The organism is Ruegeria sp. AH3 (assembly GCF_056536265.1).
This window is the reverse complement of the sequence record NZ_JBQFJL010000001.1, coordinates 888,790-902,474: the sequence shown is the minus strand read 5'-3', so window position 1 is coordinate 902,474 and position 13,685 is coordinate 888,790. Positions and strand designations below refer to the sequence as shown.

15 protein-coding genes are annotated in these 13,685 nt (G+C 60.4%); 5 read left to right on the top strand and 10 right to left on the bottom strand.

The genetic code is table 11. The features are described from left to right. Positions 1–15 precede the first annotated feature (15 nt). Both ACR3EM_RS04465 and ACR3EM_RS04460 read left to right on the top strand, forming a co-directional pair. Positions 16–957 (top strand): glycosyltransferase family 2 protein, encoded by a 942-nt coding sequence (locus ACR3EM_RS04465; RefSeq protein WP_480469608.1) that lies wholly within the window; start codon positions 16–18, stop codon positions 955–957. Between the two features lie 183 nt (positions 958–1,140). Then, positions 1,141–2,520 (top strand): DEAD/DEAH box helicase, encoded by a 1,380-nt coding sequence (locus tag ACR3EM_RS04460; protein ID WP_480469607.1) that lies wholly within the window; start codon positions 1,141–1,143, stop codon positions 2,518–2,520. Here the strand turns inward: ACR3EM_RS04460 and ACR3EM_RS04455 are convergent. The 3 genes from ACR3EM_RS04455 to ACR3EM_RS04445 are packed head-to-tail and all read right to left on the bottom strand — an operon-like array spanning position 2,517 to position 4,539. Further along, positions 2,517–3,419, bottom strand: coding sequence for an EamA family transporter (locus tag ACR3EM_RS04455; RefSeq protein ID WP_480469606.1), 903 nt, complete (start codon positions 3,417–3,419; stop codon positions 2,517–2,519). The genes ACR3EM_RS04460 and ACR3EM_RS04455 overlap by 4 nt on opposite strands. A 21-nt stretch (positions 3,420–3,440) precedes the next feature. Beyond that, positions 3,441–4,343, bottom strand: a complete 903-nt coding sequence (locus ACR3EM_RS04450; RefSeq protein WP_480469605.1) for a fatty acid desaturase — start codon at positions 4,341–4,343, stop codon at positions 3,441–3,443. Continuing rightward, positions 4,336–4,539, bottom strand: coding sequence for a DUF2061 domain-containing protein (locus ACR3EM_RS04445; RefSeq protein WP_480469604.1), 204 nt, complete (start codon positions 4,537–4,539; stop codon positions 4,336–4,338). The genes ACR3EM_RS04450 and ACR3EM_RS04445 overlap by 8 nt, the downstream gene beginning before the upstream one ends. 109 nt (positions 4,540–4,648) lie before the next feature. Here ACR3EM_RS04445 and ACR3EM_RS04440 point away from each other — a divergent pair, with 109 nt between their 5' ends. Together ACR3EM_RS04440 and ACR3EM_RS04435 are read left to right on the top strand one after the other, a co-directional pair. Further along, entirely contained in the window at positions 4,649–5,515 is an 867-nt protein-coding gene (locus ACR3EM_RS04440) for a helix-turn-helix domain-containing protein (protein ID WP_480469603.1), read from the top strand. A 76-nt stretch (positions 5,516–5,591) separates the two neighbouring features. After that, complete coding sequence (locus ACR3EM_RS04435) at positions 5,592–5,774, top strand: hypothetical protein (RefSeq protein WP_480469602.1); 183 nt, start codon at positions 5,592–5,594, stop codon at positions 5,772–5,774. Between the two features lies 1 nt (position 5,775). On the opposite strand, the gene ACR3EM_RS04430 is transcribed toward ACR3EM_RS04435, so the two are convergent. From ACR3EM_RS04430 to bcoG, 4 genes are all read right to left on the bottom strand, one after another. Continuing rightward, on the bottom strand, positions 5,776–6,537 hold the full coding sequence (locus ACR3EM_RS04430) for an SDR family oxidoreductase (RefSeq protein WP_480469601.1): 762 nt from the start codon (positions 6,535–6,537) through the stop codon (positions 5,776–5,778). After that, positions 6,534–8,000, bottom strand: a complete 1,467-nt coding sequence (locus ACR3EM_RS04425; RefSeq protein WP_480469600.1) for a carnitine 3-dehydrogenase — start codon at positions 7,998–8,000, stop codon at positions 6,534–6,536. The genes ACR3EM_RS04430 and ACR3EM_RS04425 overlap by 4 nt, the downstream gene beginning before the upstream one ends. A gap of 8 nt (positions 8,001–8,008) precedes the next feature. After that, the gene (locus tag ACR3EM_RS04420) at positions 8,009–8,302 is read right to left on the bottom strand and encodes a hypothetical protein (RefSeq protein WP_480469599.1); all 294 of its coding nucleotides are present in this window, start codon (positions 8,300–8,302) and stop codon (positions 8,009–8,011) included. 100 nt (positions 8,303–8,402) lie between these two features. Continuing rightward, positions 8,403–9,317: a 3-dehydrocarnitine:acetyl-CoA trimethylamine transferase BcoG gene (gene bcoG, locus ACR3EM_RS04415; protein WP_480469598.1), complete on the bottom strand. Its 915-nt coding sequence runs from the start codon at positions 9,315–9,317 to the stop codon at positions 8,403–8,405. Between the two features lie 131 nt (positions 9,318–9,448). On the opposite strand from bcoG, the gene ACR3EM_RS04410 reads away from it, so the two are divergent. Beyond that, positions 9,449–10,435 (top strand): GlxA family transcriptional regulator, encoded by a 987-nt coding sequence (locus ACR3EM_RS04410; protein WP_480469597.1) that lies wholly within the window; start codon positions 9,449–9,451, stop codon positions 10,433–10,435. 76 nt (positions 10,436–10,511) lie between these two features. On the opposite strand, the gene ACR3EM_RS04405 is transcribed toward ACR3EM_RS04410, so the two are convergent. From ACR3EM_RS04405 to ACR3EM_RS04395, 3 genes are read right to left on the bottom strand one after another with little or no spacing between them, the layout of a single operon-like run. Continuing rightward, positions 10,512–11,558 (bottom strand): aldo/keto reductase, encoded by a 1,047-nt coding sequence (locus ACR3EM_RS04405; RefSeq protein WP_480469596.1) that lies wholly within the window; start codon positions 11,556–11,558, stop codon positions 10,512–10,514. Positions 11,559–11,585: 27 nt separating this feature from the next. Further along, the gene (locus ACR3EM_RS04400; protein ID WP_480469595.1) at positions 11,586–12,044 is read right to left on the bottom strand and encodes a DNA polymerase III subunit chi; all 459 of its coding nucleotides are present in this window, start codon (positions 12,042–12,044) and stop codon (positions 11,586–11,588) included. Between the two features lie 4 nt (positions 12,045–12,048). Beyond that, a complete protein-coding gene (locus tag ACR3EM_RS04395; protein ID WP_480469594.1) occupies positions 12,049–13,527 on the bottom strand; it encodes a leucyl aminopeptidase in 1,479 nt (492 codons plus the stop codon). Positions 13,528–13,685: the final 158 nt, after the last annotated feature.

Genomic DNA, 13,685 nt, shown 5'->3' with positions numbered 1-13,685 from the left:
GATGATGGGCCGGATATGACGCAGGACCGTCCAACCTGGGGCATCGTGTCGATGGTCCGCGGCCCGACCGGGGATATCCTGCGCTTCGCCGCCCATCACCTCGATCTGGGCGCAGATCGGCTGTACATCTATCTGGATGAACCGAACCACCGCGCCCTGCGTGCATTGCAACAGCATCCCAGAATTCGCGCGCGAATCTGTGACGATGCGTTTTGGGAAGAACGCAAACGAAAGCGCCCGGAAAAGCACCAGATTCGGCAAACGACCCACGCGACTTTCGTCTATCGCAACACCCATCTGGACTGGCTGGCGCATATTGATGTGGATGAGTTCCTCTGGCCCTCGAACTCCATCGCTGATCTGCTACAGGAAATCCCCGAAACCACCCCCGCCGTCCGGGTGCGCCCGATTGAGGCGATCGCTGGCGCCGAAGACCTCTATAAGGCGCACATCCCGAACGGCCCTGATCGCGAGGCTTTGGTCCAGAACCTTTATCCGAACTACGGGGCCTTTGTGCTGGGCGGGTTTCTCAGCCATGTACAGGGCAAATTATTTGTCCGCACGGGGATGGAAAATCTCAGTTACCGCATTCACAACCTGTTCCAGAACAAGGTGCTTCTACCGGTAAAGACGGAAATGCCGCAGGTTGACCTGTGCCACCGCCACGCGCCCAGCTGGGATCATTGGCAGGCGCATCTCAACTTCCGGATGGAGCGCGGCTCCTATCAGGCGGGCATGACGCCAAACGTCCCCCGCAACCGGGGTGGCTTGAACATGCATGAACTTCTCAGCTGGATCGAAGCAGAACAGGGTCCCGAAGGATTGCGCGCCTTCTACGATGAAATGAGCGCCGTCGACGCGGATGTGCGCACAAGGCTGGAAGATCACGATCTGATCCGGCATCGGCCCTTGAATCTGGATCAGAAAGTGGCGAAACACTTCCCCGGAAGCATCTGAATTGTTGCATAAATTCGCGTATTGAGCGGAGATGCGACAGATGAACCCCTCTTCATTTGACCCTGCCCCACGTTTTTGTTATGCCCCGCCTCAGCCGTTATGCGCAAAGGGCGCATGGCCATCCGGGCCCGGCATATTTCAGACGCGCGGGCCAGGTCTAGTGTCCGCATGAACCGGACATACATGACAAAGTTTAGCGAACTGAACCTGAACCCGAAGGTCCTCAAAGCCATTGAGGAAGCCGGATACGAAACCCCCACTCCGATCCAGGAAGGCGCGATTCCACCTGCGCTTGAGGGTCGCGATGTTCTGGGGATCGCCCAGACCGGAACTGGCAAGACCGCCAGCTTCACTCTGCCGATGATCACCTTGCTGGCCCGAGGTCGCGCCCGCGCGCGGATGCCACGGTCGCTGGTGCTGTGCCCGACGCGGGAACTGGCCGCTCAGGTGGCCGAGAATTTCGACACATATGCCAAAAATGTGAAACTGACCAAAGCACTGTTGATTGGCGGTGTCAGCTTCAAGGAACAGGACGCCCTAATCGACCGCGGCGTCGACGTGCTGATCGCCACACCGGGCCGTCTGCTGGACCATTTCGAACGCGGCAAGCTGTTGCTGACCGGCGTTCAGATCATGGTGGTAGATGAGGCCGACCGGATGCTGGATATGGGCTTTATCCCCGATATCGAACGCATCTTCTCGCTGACGCCGTTTACCCGCCAGACGCTGTTCTTCTCGGCCACCATGGCCTCGGAGATTGAGCGCATCACCGATACCTTCCTGTCCGCCCCTGCCCGGATCGAGGTTGCCCGTCAGGCCACCGCCTCGGAAACCATCGAACAGGGCGTCGTCTTGTTCAAAGGCGGTCGCCGCGACCGCGAGGCCAGCGGCAAGCGCAAGGTCCTGCGCGCTCTGATCGACGCCGAAGGTGAAAAATGCACCAACGCCATCATCTTCTGCAACCGCAAGACGGACGTGGATATCTGCGCGAAGTCACTGAAGAAATACGGCTATAACGCCGCCGCCATCCATGGCGATCTGGACCAGTCGCAGCGGATGAAAACGCTGGACGGGTTCCGCGATGGCTCGCTGCGCCTGCTGGTGGCCTCGGACGTGGCTGCACGGGGTTTGGATATCCCTTCGGTCAGCCATGTGTTCAACTTCGACGTCCCCAGCCATGCCGAGGATTACGTTCACCGCATTGGCCGCACCGGTCGCGCCGGACGCGAGGGTAAGGCCGTCACGATCTGTTCGGGTCGCGACGAGAAGGCTCTGGATGCAATCGAAAAGCTGATTCAGAAAGACATTCCGCGCATCGACAATCCGGTCAAAGAAGAACCAAAGGCCGAAAAGCCGAAGCCCGAGAAAAAAGCCAAACCTGTCGATAGCAAGAAGAGCGAAGGCAAGAAGGATCGTGAACCCAAGGGTCGCGGCCGCGGTCGCCGCGATGATGCTGGTCCAGCAGTGGTGGGCATGGGCGATCATCTGCCCAGCTTCATCGCTCTCAGCTTTGAAGAGCGGCGCGCGGGAACTTCTGCTCTGGCGGATGCAGACGCGTCTTAAATCGCCAGCACCAGCGCCAGTATCGACAAACCTAGCAAGGCAATCCCGGCGATCTCTCGCCGGGTGATGCTTTCACGGAAGAATAGCAGCGAAGCAAACAGGCTGAAGATCAGCTCCACCTGCCCCAACGCCTTCACGTAAGCCGCGTTTTGCAGCGTGAAGGCGAAGAACCAACAGAACGAGCCGCCAAGACTGGTGAGGCCGACAAAGACACCGGTGCTACGTGTCTGCCACACCGCGCGCAACTCGGCCCGGTCGCGCCACAACAGCCAAATCCCCATGCTGAGGAACTGGAAGCTGACGACCACAGCCAGCGTCACCAGCGCGCGGAACCACGCGTCATTGTCCCCAAGTTCCAGCGACGCGCCGCGATAGGTGACCGAGGAAAAAGCAAACAGCACCCCGGATCCCAGCCCAAGCCGCGAGGCCTTGTTGGTCAGATTGCGCCACCATGCACCCTCGCCACCGGGTGTTTTGGACAGCAACAGAACCGCCATCAGCCCCAGCAGAATGGCCCCCAGCGCACCGGTTGAAACCTGATCCCCGAGGATGAGAAACCCGACGATAGCGGTTTGAATAACCTCGGTTTTCTTAAACGTGATCCCGACCGCAAAGTTTCGCTGCTTGAACAGGGCGACCACGCAGATCGTCGCCAGAATCTGTGTGGTCCCACCGATCACAGCAAACACCCAGAACCGCGCCGTGAGCGTCGGCAACTCAAACCCCGTCACCTGCAGCGCGATGAACAGACCCAACAGCGCCAGCGGCATGGAATAGGCAAACCGCGCAAAGGTTGCCCCGGCAGCCGACAGCTTCACGCTGCTCAGCGATTTCTGCAGCATGAACCGCACGGTTTGAAACGTCGCAGCCGCTAGGGTGATGGGAATCCACAAACTCATGGCTTCCCTTCTGTCTCTAAATCAGGGCTTTGGCCAGAGCGGATGCGCCACCGGATCCTTGGCGCGCCAGAAATAGTCCCGGAATATCTGCGCGTAAGAGCGATAGACATAGGATTCATTGCAAGCCAGATATCGCTCTTTCCCGGCCCGATAAAGCGCGGGAAGACGGTACCAGGGGGCTGCGGGATTCATGTGATGAACGACATGCAGATTGTTGTTCAGAAACAGAAAAGCCAAAAGGCCGCGATCTTCGACGATAACGGTGCGCGCACGGGATTTCTCATGTGCGCGATGTTCCAGAAAGGTGCGGATCTTGACCAGACCCAACCCGACATAAGCCGACAGGACAAACGCCCAGATTGGCATCGGCGACAGGGAAACGATCCAAAGCACCGCAGCCACTCCGGGCAGATGCAAGGCCCAGGCCAGCAGAATATCCCGATCACCGCGCCGCGCGCCGCGCCATTCATCCCGCATAAAGGCCAACTGTCCAATAGCAGGCCCTAAAACCATGCGCCCCAATAGAGTGTTGTTCAGCAGGTAAAGCCGCTTTTGCCACATCCCCAGACCGGCCCAGACCTGAGGATCAAGATAATTGGTTTCCGGGTCGTCATAAGGGTCGGTCAGGTTGGCATCGCAATGATGCGCCAGATGCAGGTCGCGGAACCGGTTGAACGGGATGAAAAGTGTCAGGGGCAACGCCATCAGCGCCTCATTCAGCCATTTCTGTCGAAACGGATGCCCGTGCAGCGCCTCATGTGTCAGCGACGAATGCAGCGCGGCGATCAACCCCATCGCGGGGATGGCCAACCACAGAGTCGCACCGGCCAGCCAGAACAAAGTACCCAGCCAGGCGAGGTAACATCCAACAATCAGGCCAAAAGTGACCCATTCAGGCGATTTCGGTGTCGTGGGGTCAGCCATTGCGACCCCACGCGATACCGGCCCAGATACGCTCGTAAATCACATAGAGCGTCAGGCCGATCGCCGTGTTGACCAGTGCCAGCACCCCTCCGACAGCGGCTGATCCCGTGGCAATCAGGCCCACCAGCGTCATCACCACCAGCCCCATCACATTCCACACCACAGCCTTCACGACCGATCTTCGTCGCGTCTCCATTCCGGACCCCATTTATTGTTTTTGTCATTTCAGCGTTACAGACAGGGCCATGGTTCGGGAATTCTGAATATGATTAACAATCTTCAACATATATGATATAAATCAACATATGCTTGATAAAGTCGACAAACGCGACCGCGCCGCGCAGTTCCGCCACCGTCTTGCCCGCGCGATGCAGGACCGGGATGTCAGTCAAAGCGCCCTTGCACGTGACATCGGCGTGGATCGCTCGACCATCTCGCAACTGTTGACCGGAGCGGGTGCACGCCTGCCCAACGCGCATGTGGTGGGCAGCTGCGCCTCGGCGCTCGGCGTCTCGGTTGATTGGTTGCTGGGGCTCTCGGACCGTCCCGAAAGCGCTGCTGAGCTGCTTGCCAGTTCCCTGACGCTGACCGAGGCCGCCCGCGCACTGGTCGATGAACGCATCTTCGAATGGCATCAGGAGGCCGCAGGCTACAAAATCCGCTATGTCCCTGCCACCCTGCCCGACATGCTCAAGACCCGCGCCGTGCTGGAATGGGAATATGCCCCGCATCTGGGTCGTACGGCAGATCAGGCGATTGGCGCGTCCGAAGACCGGCTGTCCTGGATGCGCAGCGCGCAATCAGACTATGAAGTCGCGATGCCGCTGTATGAACTTCACAGCTTTGCTAATGCCACCGGATATTACGAGGGCCTGCCCCTGCAAATCCGGCTGGATCAGATCGATCACCTGCTAAACCTCTGCGAACAGCTCTATCCCCGGCTGCGCATCTATCTCTATGATGCCAAACGGCTTTACTCCGCGCCCGTTACGATTTTCGGCCCCCTGCTCTGCGTCTTTTATGCAGGCAGCCACTATATGGCGTTTCGCGACCGCGACCGGATCGAGGTCTTCACCCGCCATTTCGACCGGCTGGTGCGTGAGGCCGATATGACCGCCCGCGAATTCCCCTCTTATCTGCAGCAACTACGGCAGCAGATCACGCGGGCATGACCTGAGCGCGATCCTGTAGTATAGTCGTCGGGCGCGAACCATCAGACATTCCGATCTGAGATGGAGGATGACAGGAATGGACGCACTCAAAACCGCTGAATACGCACGTGCCCTCTACACCGCCCACGGGGATCGGGCCGAGGCAGAAGCCGCACAGAAGATGCGAGAATGCGAAGCCGCCGGAAACCCGCAGGAGGCGCAGGACTGGCAAGCCGTCCGCAGCGCCATCCGCCAGATCCGGGGGCCAAATCAGGGCTAGATTAGAGCTTCGGGTCGGGATTGACTGTATGACCATCCACGGCGATCACCTGACCCGACACCAGCCGCGCCGCATCTGACGCGAGGAACACGGCCATATTCGCGATGTCCCGAGCCTCGACAAAGCGGCCCATAGACGTGCCCGAAGCATAGCCGTCATAGACCTGATCGCGGGTCATGCCCTTGGCTGCGGCCTCGCGTTGCAGCACGCCCTCCATCCGGGGGCCTTCGACTGAGCCGGGGCAGATGACGTTGCAGCGGATACCATGTGGTCCAAGCTCCATCGCCAGCGTCTTGCCAAGCCCCACCATCCCCCATTTCGCCGCCGCATAAGGCGCACGGTTGGGATATCCGTACTGACCCGCCGTGGACGAGGTGATCAGAACCGCGCCGCTGCGTTGCTGTTTCATGATCGGCGCGGCGTATTTGCTGCAGAGGAAAGCGCCCTCAAGGTTCACGGAAAGACAGGTTCGCCAATCAGTTAAGGCCACATCCTCAACCGCGGCTGTCGGCCCGGCAATACCGGCATTGGCACAAAGCACGTCCAACCCATCCCATGCGGTCCTGAGTTCGGCGAACAGCGCTTCAACCGCTGCCTCATCAGATACGTCAAGCTGGCTACGCCTCCAATGCGGCGGGCACCGCGCCAATGCATCCGCATCCAGATCAGCCACCCAGACCTCGGCACCTGCCGCATCGAATGCCTCGGCCATCGCGCGCCCGACGCCCGATGCTCCGGCCGTGATCAGGACCTTGCCGCTCATGCCGGTTTGCGGATCGCCGCCCCTGCACCATCGGGATAAGGCAACCCGGCCTGAGCCTCGGCAATCCGCGCCATCGCGGCCTCGATCTCGGGCGATGGCGCACTGGGGCGACGGGTCTCCAGACTGACATGCAGCAAAAAGCTCTCGCCGGTCGCCAGCAACGTCTCACCGGCATACATCTCGTGGAACACATGCAGCTTCTTGCCCTGCCCCAGCAGCATCTGCGTGCGCACTTCGATCTTCGCCCCCGCGTGGACCTCGTTCATGTATCGGATGTGGTTCTCAGCGGTGAAATAGCTGCCGCCCGACTGGATATAGTCCATATCGCAACCGATGATTTCCATGAACCGGTCGGTGGCGGCGGCAAAGGCTTCCAGATACTTCGCCTCATTCATGTGACCGTTGTAATCGGTCCAATCCAGCGGCACGGCACGGGCCAGCGTCAGGATCGGCTGGCTCAGATCCGCCTGATCCAGCGTCGGCAAAGCACCAGGCTTCAGCATCGCATCATGCTGGTTCAGCACCGCCCCGGCTCCGTAATTCTGCGCCTTGAGCGCCCGCATCATGCCCACCAGATTGTTGTCGCGGATACGCTCCAACTCGCGGATCGAGTGCATTCCCGATTGCGCATCCGACTGATCGGCAATCAGATCGACCAATTCATCGGTAAACTCGGGCACATCCATCAATTTGGTCCAGGGCCATTTCAGCGCCGGGCCGAACTGCGCCATGAAATGCCGCATCCCGGCCTCGCCACCCGCCACGCGGTAGGTTTCGAACAGACCCATCTGCGCCCAGCGGATGCCAAAGCCCATACGGATCGCCTCGTCAATTTCCTCGGTCGTGCCGATGCCGTCCTTGACCAGCCACAGCGCCTCGCGCCAGACCGCTTCGAGGAACCGATCGGCAATATGCGCATCGATTTCCTTCTTGATATGCAACGGAAAGAAACCCACCGATTTCAGCAGATCCTGCGCAAGCGCCACCATCTCTGGCGGGTTCTTGTCGGTCGGCACCAGTTCGATCAACGGCAGCAGATAAACCGGGTTGAACGGATGCGTCACAACGATCTGCTCGGGCCGCAGCGCCCCCTCTTGCAGCTCAGATGGCTTGAACCCGCTGGTTGAGGACCCGATGATCGCACCCGGATCACACGTCTCCTGCAAACCCTTGTATACCTTCAGTTTCAGATCGAGCCTCTCCGGCACGCTTTCCTGAATCCAGATAGCCCCCTGAACGGCGTCGGCCAGATCGTCGTGAAACGTCAGCGTTCCTTCTGCTGGCAAAGGCACATCACTCAGCCCCGGCAAAGACCGCCGCGCATTGTCCAGAACCTCACCAATCTTGCGCTCGGCCTCTGGATCCGGATCGAAAACCCGCACCTTCCATCCATTAAGCAGAAACCGAGCGGCCCATCCGCCGCCGATCACGCCACCACCGATAATCGCTGCTGTTTTTGTCATGCTGTCCTCTAATCGATACAAATCACCAGCTCACGCCCCGTTTCATCCAGGTGCGGTATGCACCCGAATTGCGGCGTGACCGCGCTGCATTGTCTTGTTTCCGAAAGGCAGAAGCCTGCACAATCGGTTTCCTTTTCACAGGTGGCGCCAGCGTCCGGCAGGGGCGTGAAACAAACATAACTTTGCGCCAGCCCACCGATCTCATAGGTGCCACCCTGGGCTTCGCATGCCGTTCTCTCTGACTCGGTTGGCTTGCCAACGGTTTCATCACCTTCTGGCAGGCACCCAATCAGGGCAATCATACCGGAGGCGGCCAACGTCAAAGGCAACAAACGCATCATCTCATTCCTTCTGCCGATGCCCCGGCCTGCCCTTTTCAGCTGTTGGGCGCAAGATGGGTTCTCAGCCCTTGGGTGCCCGCTTCACCAACCCCAGTTTCTCACGAACTTCCTGTGGCCCGATCACCCGCGCACCCATGTTCTCGATGATGGTGCCAGCCCGCTCAACCAGCTGCCAGTTCTCGGCCAGCACGCCCTTGTCCAGCCACAGATTATCCTCGAGCCCCACGCGCACGTTGCCCCCTGCCAGCACGGTCGCCGCGACATAGGCCATCTGGTTCCGCCCCAACGAGAACGCGCTGAACGTCCAGTCATCCGGCACATTGTTGACCATCGCCATAAAAGTGTTCAGATCATCCGGCGCGCCCCACGGCACCCCCATACACAGCTGAACCAGAGCGTTCGGCTCAAGAATCCCTTCTTTCACCATTTGCTTGGCAAACCAGAGATGGCCGGTGTCAAAGGCCTCGATCTCAGGCTTCACGCCCATATCGGTCATCATCTGCCCCATCGCCCGCAGTGCGCCGGGGGTGTTGGTCATGACATAATCGGCTTCGGCAAAGTTCATGGTGCCGCAGTCCAAGGTACAAATCTCCGGCAAACACTCGGCGACGTGCGCGACGCGCTCGGTCGCGCCGATCATATCGGTCGCCGCCTCGTTCACCGGGAACGGGCTTTCGACACCACCAAACACGATATCTCCACCCATCCCAGCGGTCAGGTTCAGAACCACGTCCACCTCGGCATCCCGGATGCGGTCTGTCACCTCTCGGTACAGACCAAGATCGCGCGACGGCGCGCCGGTCTCGGGATCGCGCACATGGCAATGCACGATAGCGGCCCCCGCCTTTGCCGCCGCAATCGCGCTATCGGCAATCTGCTGGGGCGAACGTGGCACATGCGGGCTACGATCCTGCGTCCCGCCCGAACCGGTGACAGCGCAGGTGATGAAGACTTCGCGGTTCATTTCCAGAGGCATGATGTTTTCCCCAAGTTATACCGGCTTGTGCGTCAGGTTTTCCCCAGACTTCTCCCCGGATTCCGATTTGCGTTGCCTGCGACTCTGGCGCAGCCTTGTGGAAACACTTGCCAGAATGCGAATCGAACTTGATGAAATCCGCAAAAAACATACTCCAGCCCGAACATCGCGCCCTGAAAACCGCGGTGCTGGTGTTGGATGAGTGCAACACGCTCAGCTTCGCCGCCGCGGTCGACCCGATGCGCGCCGCCAACCGGCTGGCCGATCGTCCCGCATTTGACTGGGACTATGTCACCGCCACCCAAGACCCGGCGATGTTGACCAGCGCGCTGCAAGTACCGGGCGTTCCGCTGGCTCGGTTGCAAAGCTGCGACCTGATGATCGTCGTGGCGGGCTTCCAACTCGCCCGCCACGCCACGCCCAGCCTGCTGGCAGGTCTGCGCCGCATCGCTGGCACCGGAGCGACCATGGCAGGCATCGATGGCGGCCCATGGCTGCTGGCCGAGGCTGGTCTGCTCGACGGCCACGCCGCAACCACCCATTGGGAGGATCTTGAGAACTTCGCCGCCCGTTTCCCCGCCGTCGACGTGCGCCCTGACCGGTTTACTGTATCCGAAAGCCGTCTGACCTCTGGCGGAGCGGTCCCGGCAATCGACATGATGCTGCACATCATCGCCGCGCGGCACGGCGCAGGCTTTGCCGCGCGTGTCTCCGGCCTGTTCCTCTACGACGGCCTTTCCGAGCCCTCAAAGCCCCAAAGCCGCACCGGAGCGCCGCACCGCCACACTGCCCTGACCGCCAAGGCAAACGCGCTGATGGAGGCGTCGCTCGACGACCCGCTCCCCCTCGCCGATATTGCCGACACACTCGGCACCAGCCCGCGCACCCTGCAACAGCAGTTCCGCCTGCGCCTGGACACGACACCGCAGGACCACTACCTGCAACTGCGTCTGGCCGAGGCGCGCCGTCTGGTCACCGACACCAACCTGTCCTTAATGGATGTCGCGCTGGCGACCGGCTTCACGTCCCAATCCAGCTTCGCCCGCGCCTTCCGCACGGCCCACGGCCTCTCAGCCCGCGACCTCAGACAAGACCGCACACAGCCCACCCATCACTGACAGGATCCCTCTTCATCTGGCTAAAAATATCCCAGGGGAGTCGCCAAAGGCGGCGGGGGCAGAGCCCCCTTTCACCCTAGTAAGGCATCGGAAACGCCCGATGTGCCGCGCTGATCTCGGCCATCACCTCTGACGACAACACCTGATCCTTGCCCGCCAGGATATGCTCCAGTTGTTCGGTCGTCGTTGCCCCGAAGATCACCGATCCCATGAAGGGGCGGCTCTGACACCAGGCCAACGCCATGTGAATCGGGTCCAGCCCATGACGGGCGGCGATCTCCAGATAGGCTGCAACCGCATCGAATACGCGGCCCGTTTTACGCCCGCCCATCTGCGGCACCAATGACATACGCGATCCCTCGGGTACCGCGCCGCCCTGATACTTACCCGTCAGGAATCCCGCTGCCAGCGGCGAAAAGGCCAGCAATCCCACATCTTCATACATGCAAAGCTCGGCCAGATCGGTATCGAACAACCGGCACATCAAAGAATATTCGTTCTGGATCGTCGCAACCCGAGGGCCCCCGACCTCATCCGAGGCGCGCAGCCATTGCGCCGTGCCCCAGGCGCTTTCATTCGACAGACCAAAGGCGCGGATATTGCCCTTTTCGACCTGAGCCTGAAGTGCGTTCAAACAGCCACGCATCTCTTCGACGACCTGAACCGGATCATGCGGACGCGGTTCAAAATCCCAGTTCTGCCGGAACATGTAACTGCCGCGGTTCGGCCAGTGAAACTGATAGAGATCGATGCAATCCGTCTGCAACCGGCGGAGCGAACCTTCGATGGCTTCGGGAATGGTCTCATGCGTGATCGGCGCCCCATCGCGCGCATGCATGAACCCCTCGCCCGAATGTTTGGTCGCCAGCACATAATCTCCGCGCCGTGCGCGATTGGCCGCATTCCAATTGCCCAGAATTTCTTCAGTCCGTCCGACCGTTTCTTTCGAAATCGGGTTGACCGGGTACATCTCGGCCGCATCGACGAAATTGATCCCGCCTGCCAGCGCCATATCCATCTGACGATGCGCATCGATCTCTGAGGTCTGCGTGCCGAACGTCATCGTGCCCAAACATAGATCTGACACCATTATCCCCGTGCGGCCCAAAGGCTTCATTTCCATCTCAAATCTCCTAAATAAATTGGCCGATCAAGCCTCGGCCTTCTTTTCCCAACGCCCTGATTCTTCCGACCAATACTGTGCCGAGCATCCCGCGCCGGTCAGCGCCTTCCACTGCCCGCGCGCATGTTGAACCGCATCCGGATCGTTCCCATCAAACAGAATGCAGACCCGCTCCAGCGCCTGAACCTCATCGGCCTCGACCTGCGCCCCGTCCACTGCCATCACGCAGGTCGCGTCATTGGCAGCCTCTGATCCGGTGGTCAGCAAAATCGGCTGTGCCGCATCGTGCGGGCCACCGGCGCGGCCATGCGGCAGGAACCCCTCCTCGGGCCCCAGCCACAATCTTTCATCCAGCCAGTCCATCCGCGCCGGATCAACACCACGCACTGCGATCCGCCACCCGGCCTGCCGCGCCTTGTCCAGCAGCACCGGCAGAGTGTGCTCCAGCGGCTGACGGGTCAGGTGGTAGAAATAGACGGCCCCCACGGAATTAGTCTTCCGCGCTCTCGAAATTGTCCTGCACGAACCGGCTCAGCGCACGCACGCCCCAGCCGGTGGCCCCTTTGGGCGCATAAGATGTCTCGGACGAGACCGAGGCCACGCCCGCGATATCGAGGTGAATCCACGGCGTCTCTTCCTTAACGAAACGCTGCAGGAATTGCGCGGCGGTGATTGAACCCGCAGGCCGTCCGCCCACGTTCTTCATATCCGCAATGCGCGATTTCAACATCTCGTCGTATTTCGGACCCAGAGGCATCCGCCATGCACCCTCATCCTCGGCCTTGGCCGATTTCAGGAAGGCATCGCAGAACGTGTCATTGTTCGAGAAGACCCCGGCATTCTCATGCCCCAGACCGATGATGATCGCGCCGGTCAAAGTAGCCAGATCGATCATACCCACCGGGTTGAACCGATCCTGCGCGTACCACATCACGTCGCACAGAACCAAACGGCCCTCGGCATCGGTATTGATGATCTCGACGGTGTCGCCCTTCATCGATTTCACCACATCACCGGGGCGGGTCGCATTGCCCGATGGCATGTTCTCAACCAGCCCGACCAGCCCCACGACATTGGCCTTGGCCTTACGCTTGGCCAGCGCGCGCATGGTGCCCGCCACGACGCCAGCGCCGCCCATATCCATGGTCATGTCTTCCATGCCGCCCGCGGGCTTCAGCGAAATCCCTCCGGTATCGAACACCACACCCTTGCCGACCAACGCCAGCGGGGCGTCATCCTTGTCGCCACCGTTCCAATGCATCACCACAACTTTCGAAGGGCTCACCGATCCCTGCCCGACACTCAGCAGTGTACGCATGCCCAACTCGGCCAGCTTGTCCTCTTCCAGAACCTCGACCTTCAGCCCCAGCGCTTCCATCTCGGCCAGACGATTGGCGAATTCTGTGGTCGTCAGCACATTGGCAGGCTCGTTGGTCAAATCACGAGTCATCCGCACGCCGTCAGCGACGGCATAAAGCGGCGCAAAGGCCGCTTCGGCCTCATCAGACTTGCCATGCGCGATCACAATTTCGCCAGCGGGGTCCGAGTCCTTTGTTTTGTGGGCATCAAAATCATAGGCGCGCAGCACCATGCCTAGGGCCAGATCCTCGACCCGAACCTGATTGGCCGCCATCACCAGAACCGGTTTGCCCGCAGCCAGCTTCATCAGCTTGGCCCCGGCCTTGCGCGCCTCATCGCTGTCGGGACGGCGCGGCAGCACCAGCACATCCAGGGCAATCGCTTCCATACCCGTAGGCCACGCCATCGGGATTACATCGCCCGATTTGGCCTTTCCGAACCGCTCGCTCTCAACCAGACGCGCAACGGCCCCTTTGGTCAGGCGGTTGGCGCGACGGGCGGCGGGGCTCATCTTGCCGTCCTCCGGAATGATGATCGTGACGCGGCCCTTGGCCGTCGCCATCGCATCCAGATCAACGGGGGTAAAACGGACGGGCACCAGACTGCTCATATCTTTCTCCTGAAAAATGCGTTGCCCAAGACCTAGCCCGCACGGTCGCAGTTGACCAGATAGCAGTTTTCCCCGACGGGCATTTGCATTATGGTCGCCCGAAAATAATTGCAGGCCCGGGGGACATAACGTGGCATCATTCGGCAGGCATAGGCTGT

Bases quoted from the DNA above. Each gene is read 5' to 3' on its own strand.
- ACR3EM_RS04395 (WP_480469594.1), bottom strand. From the start codon at position 13,527: ATGAGCAGTCTGGTGCCCGTCCGTTTTACCCCCGTTGATCTGGATGCG.
- ACR3EM_RS04430 (WP_480469601.1), bottom strand. From the start codon at position 6,537: ATGAGCGGCAAGGTCCTGATCACGGCCGGAGCATCGGGCGTCGGGCGC.
- ACR3EM_RS04435 (WP_480469602.1), top strand. From the start codon at position 5,592: ATGGACGCACTCAAAACCGCTGAATACGCACGTGCCCTCTACACCGCC.
- bcoG (WP_480469598.1), bottom strand. From the start codon at position 9,317: ATGCCTCTGGAAATGAACCGCGAAGTCTTCATCACCTGCGCTGTCACC.
- ACR3EM_RS04410 (WP_480469597.1), top strand. From the start codon at position 9,449: ATGAAATCCGCAAAAAACATACTCCAGCCCGAACATCGCGCCCTGAAA.
- ACR3EM_RS04440 (WP_480469603.1), top strand. From the start codon at position 4,649: ATGCTTGATAAAGTCGACAAACGCGACCGCGCCGCGCAGTTCCGCCAC.
- ACR3EM_RS04460 (WP_480469607.1), top strand. From the start codon at position 1,141: ATGACAAAGTTTAGCGAACTGAACCTGAACCCGAAGGTCCTCAAAGCC.
- ACR3EM_RS04425 (WP_480469600.1), bottom strand. From the start codon at position 8,000: ATGACAAAAACAGCAGCGATTATCGGTGGTGGCGTGATCGGCGGCGGA.
- ACR3EM_RS04450 (WP_480469605.1), bottom strand. From the start codon at position 4,343: ATGGCTGACCCCACGACACCGAAATCGCCTGAATGGGTCACTTTTGGC.
- ACR3EM_RS04455 (WP_480469606.1), bottom strand. From the start codon at position 3,419: ATGAGTTTGTGGATTCCCATCACCCTAGCGGCTGCGACGTTTCAAACC.
- ACR3EM_RS04445 (WP_480469604.1), bottom strand. From the start codon at position 4,539: ATGGAGACGCGACGAAGATCGGTCGTGAAGGCTGTGGTGTGGAATGTG.
- ACR3EM_RS04420 (WP_480469599.1), bottom strand. From the start codon at position 8,302: ATGATTGCCCTGATTGGGTGCCTGCCAGAAGGTGATGAAACCGTTGGC.
- ACR3EM_RS04465 (WP_480469608.1), top strand. From the start codon at position 16: ATGACGCAGGACCGTCCAACCTGGGGCATCGTGTCGATGGTCCGCGGC.
- ACR3EM_RS04405 (WP_480469596.1), bottom strand. From the start codon at position 11,558: ATGGAAATGAAGCCTTTGGGCCGCACGGGGATAATGGTGTCAGATCTA.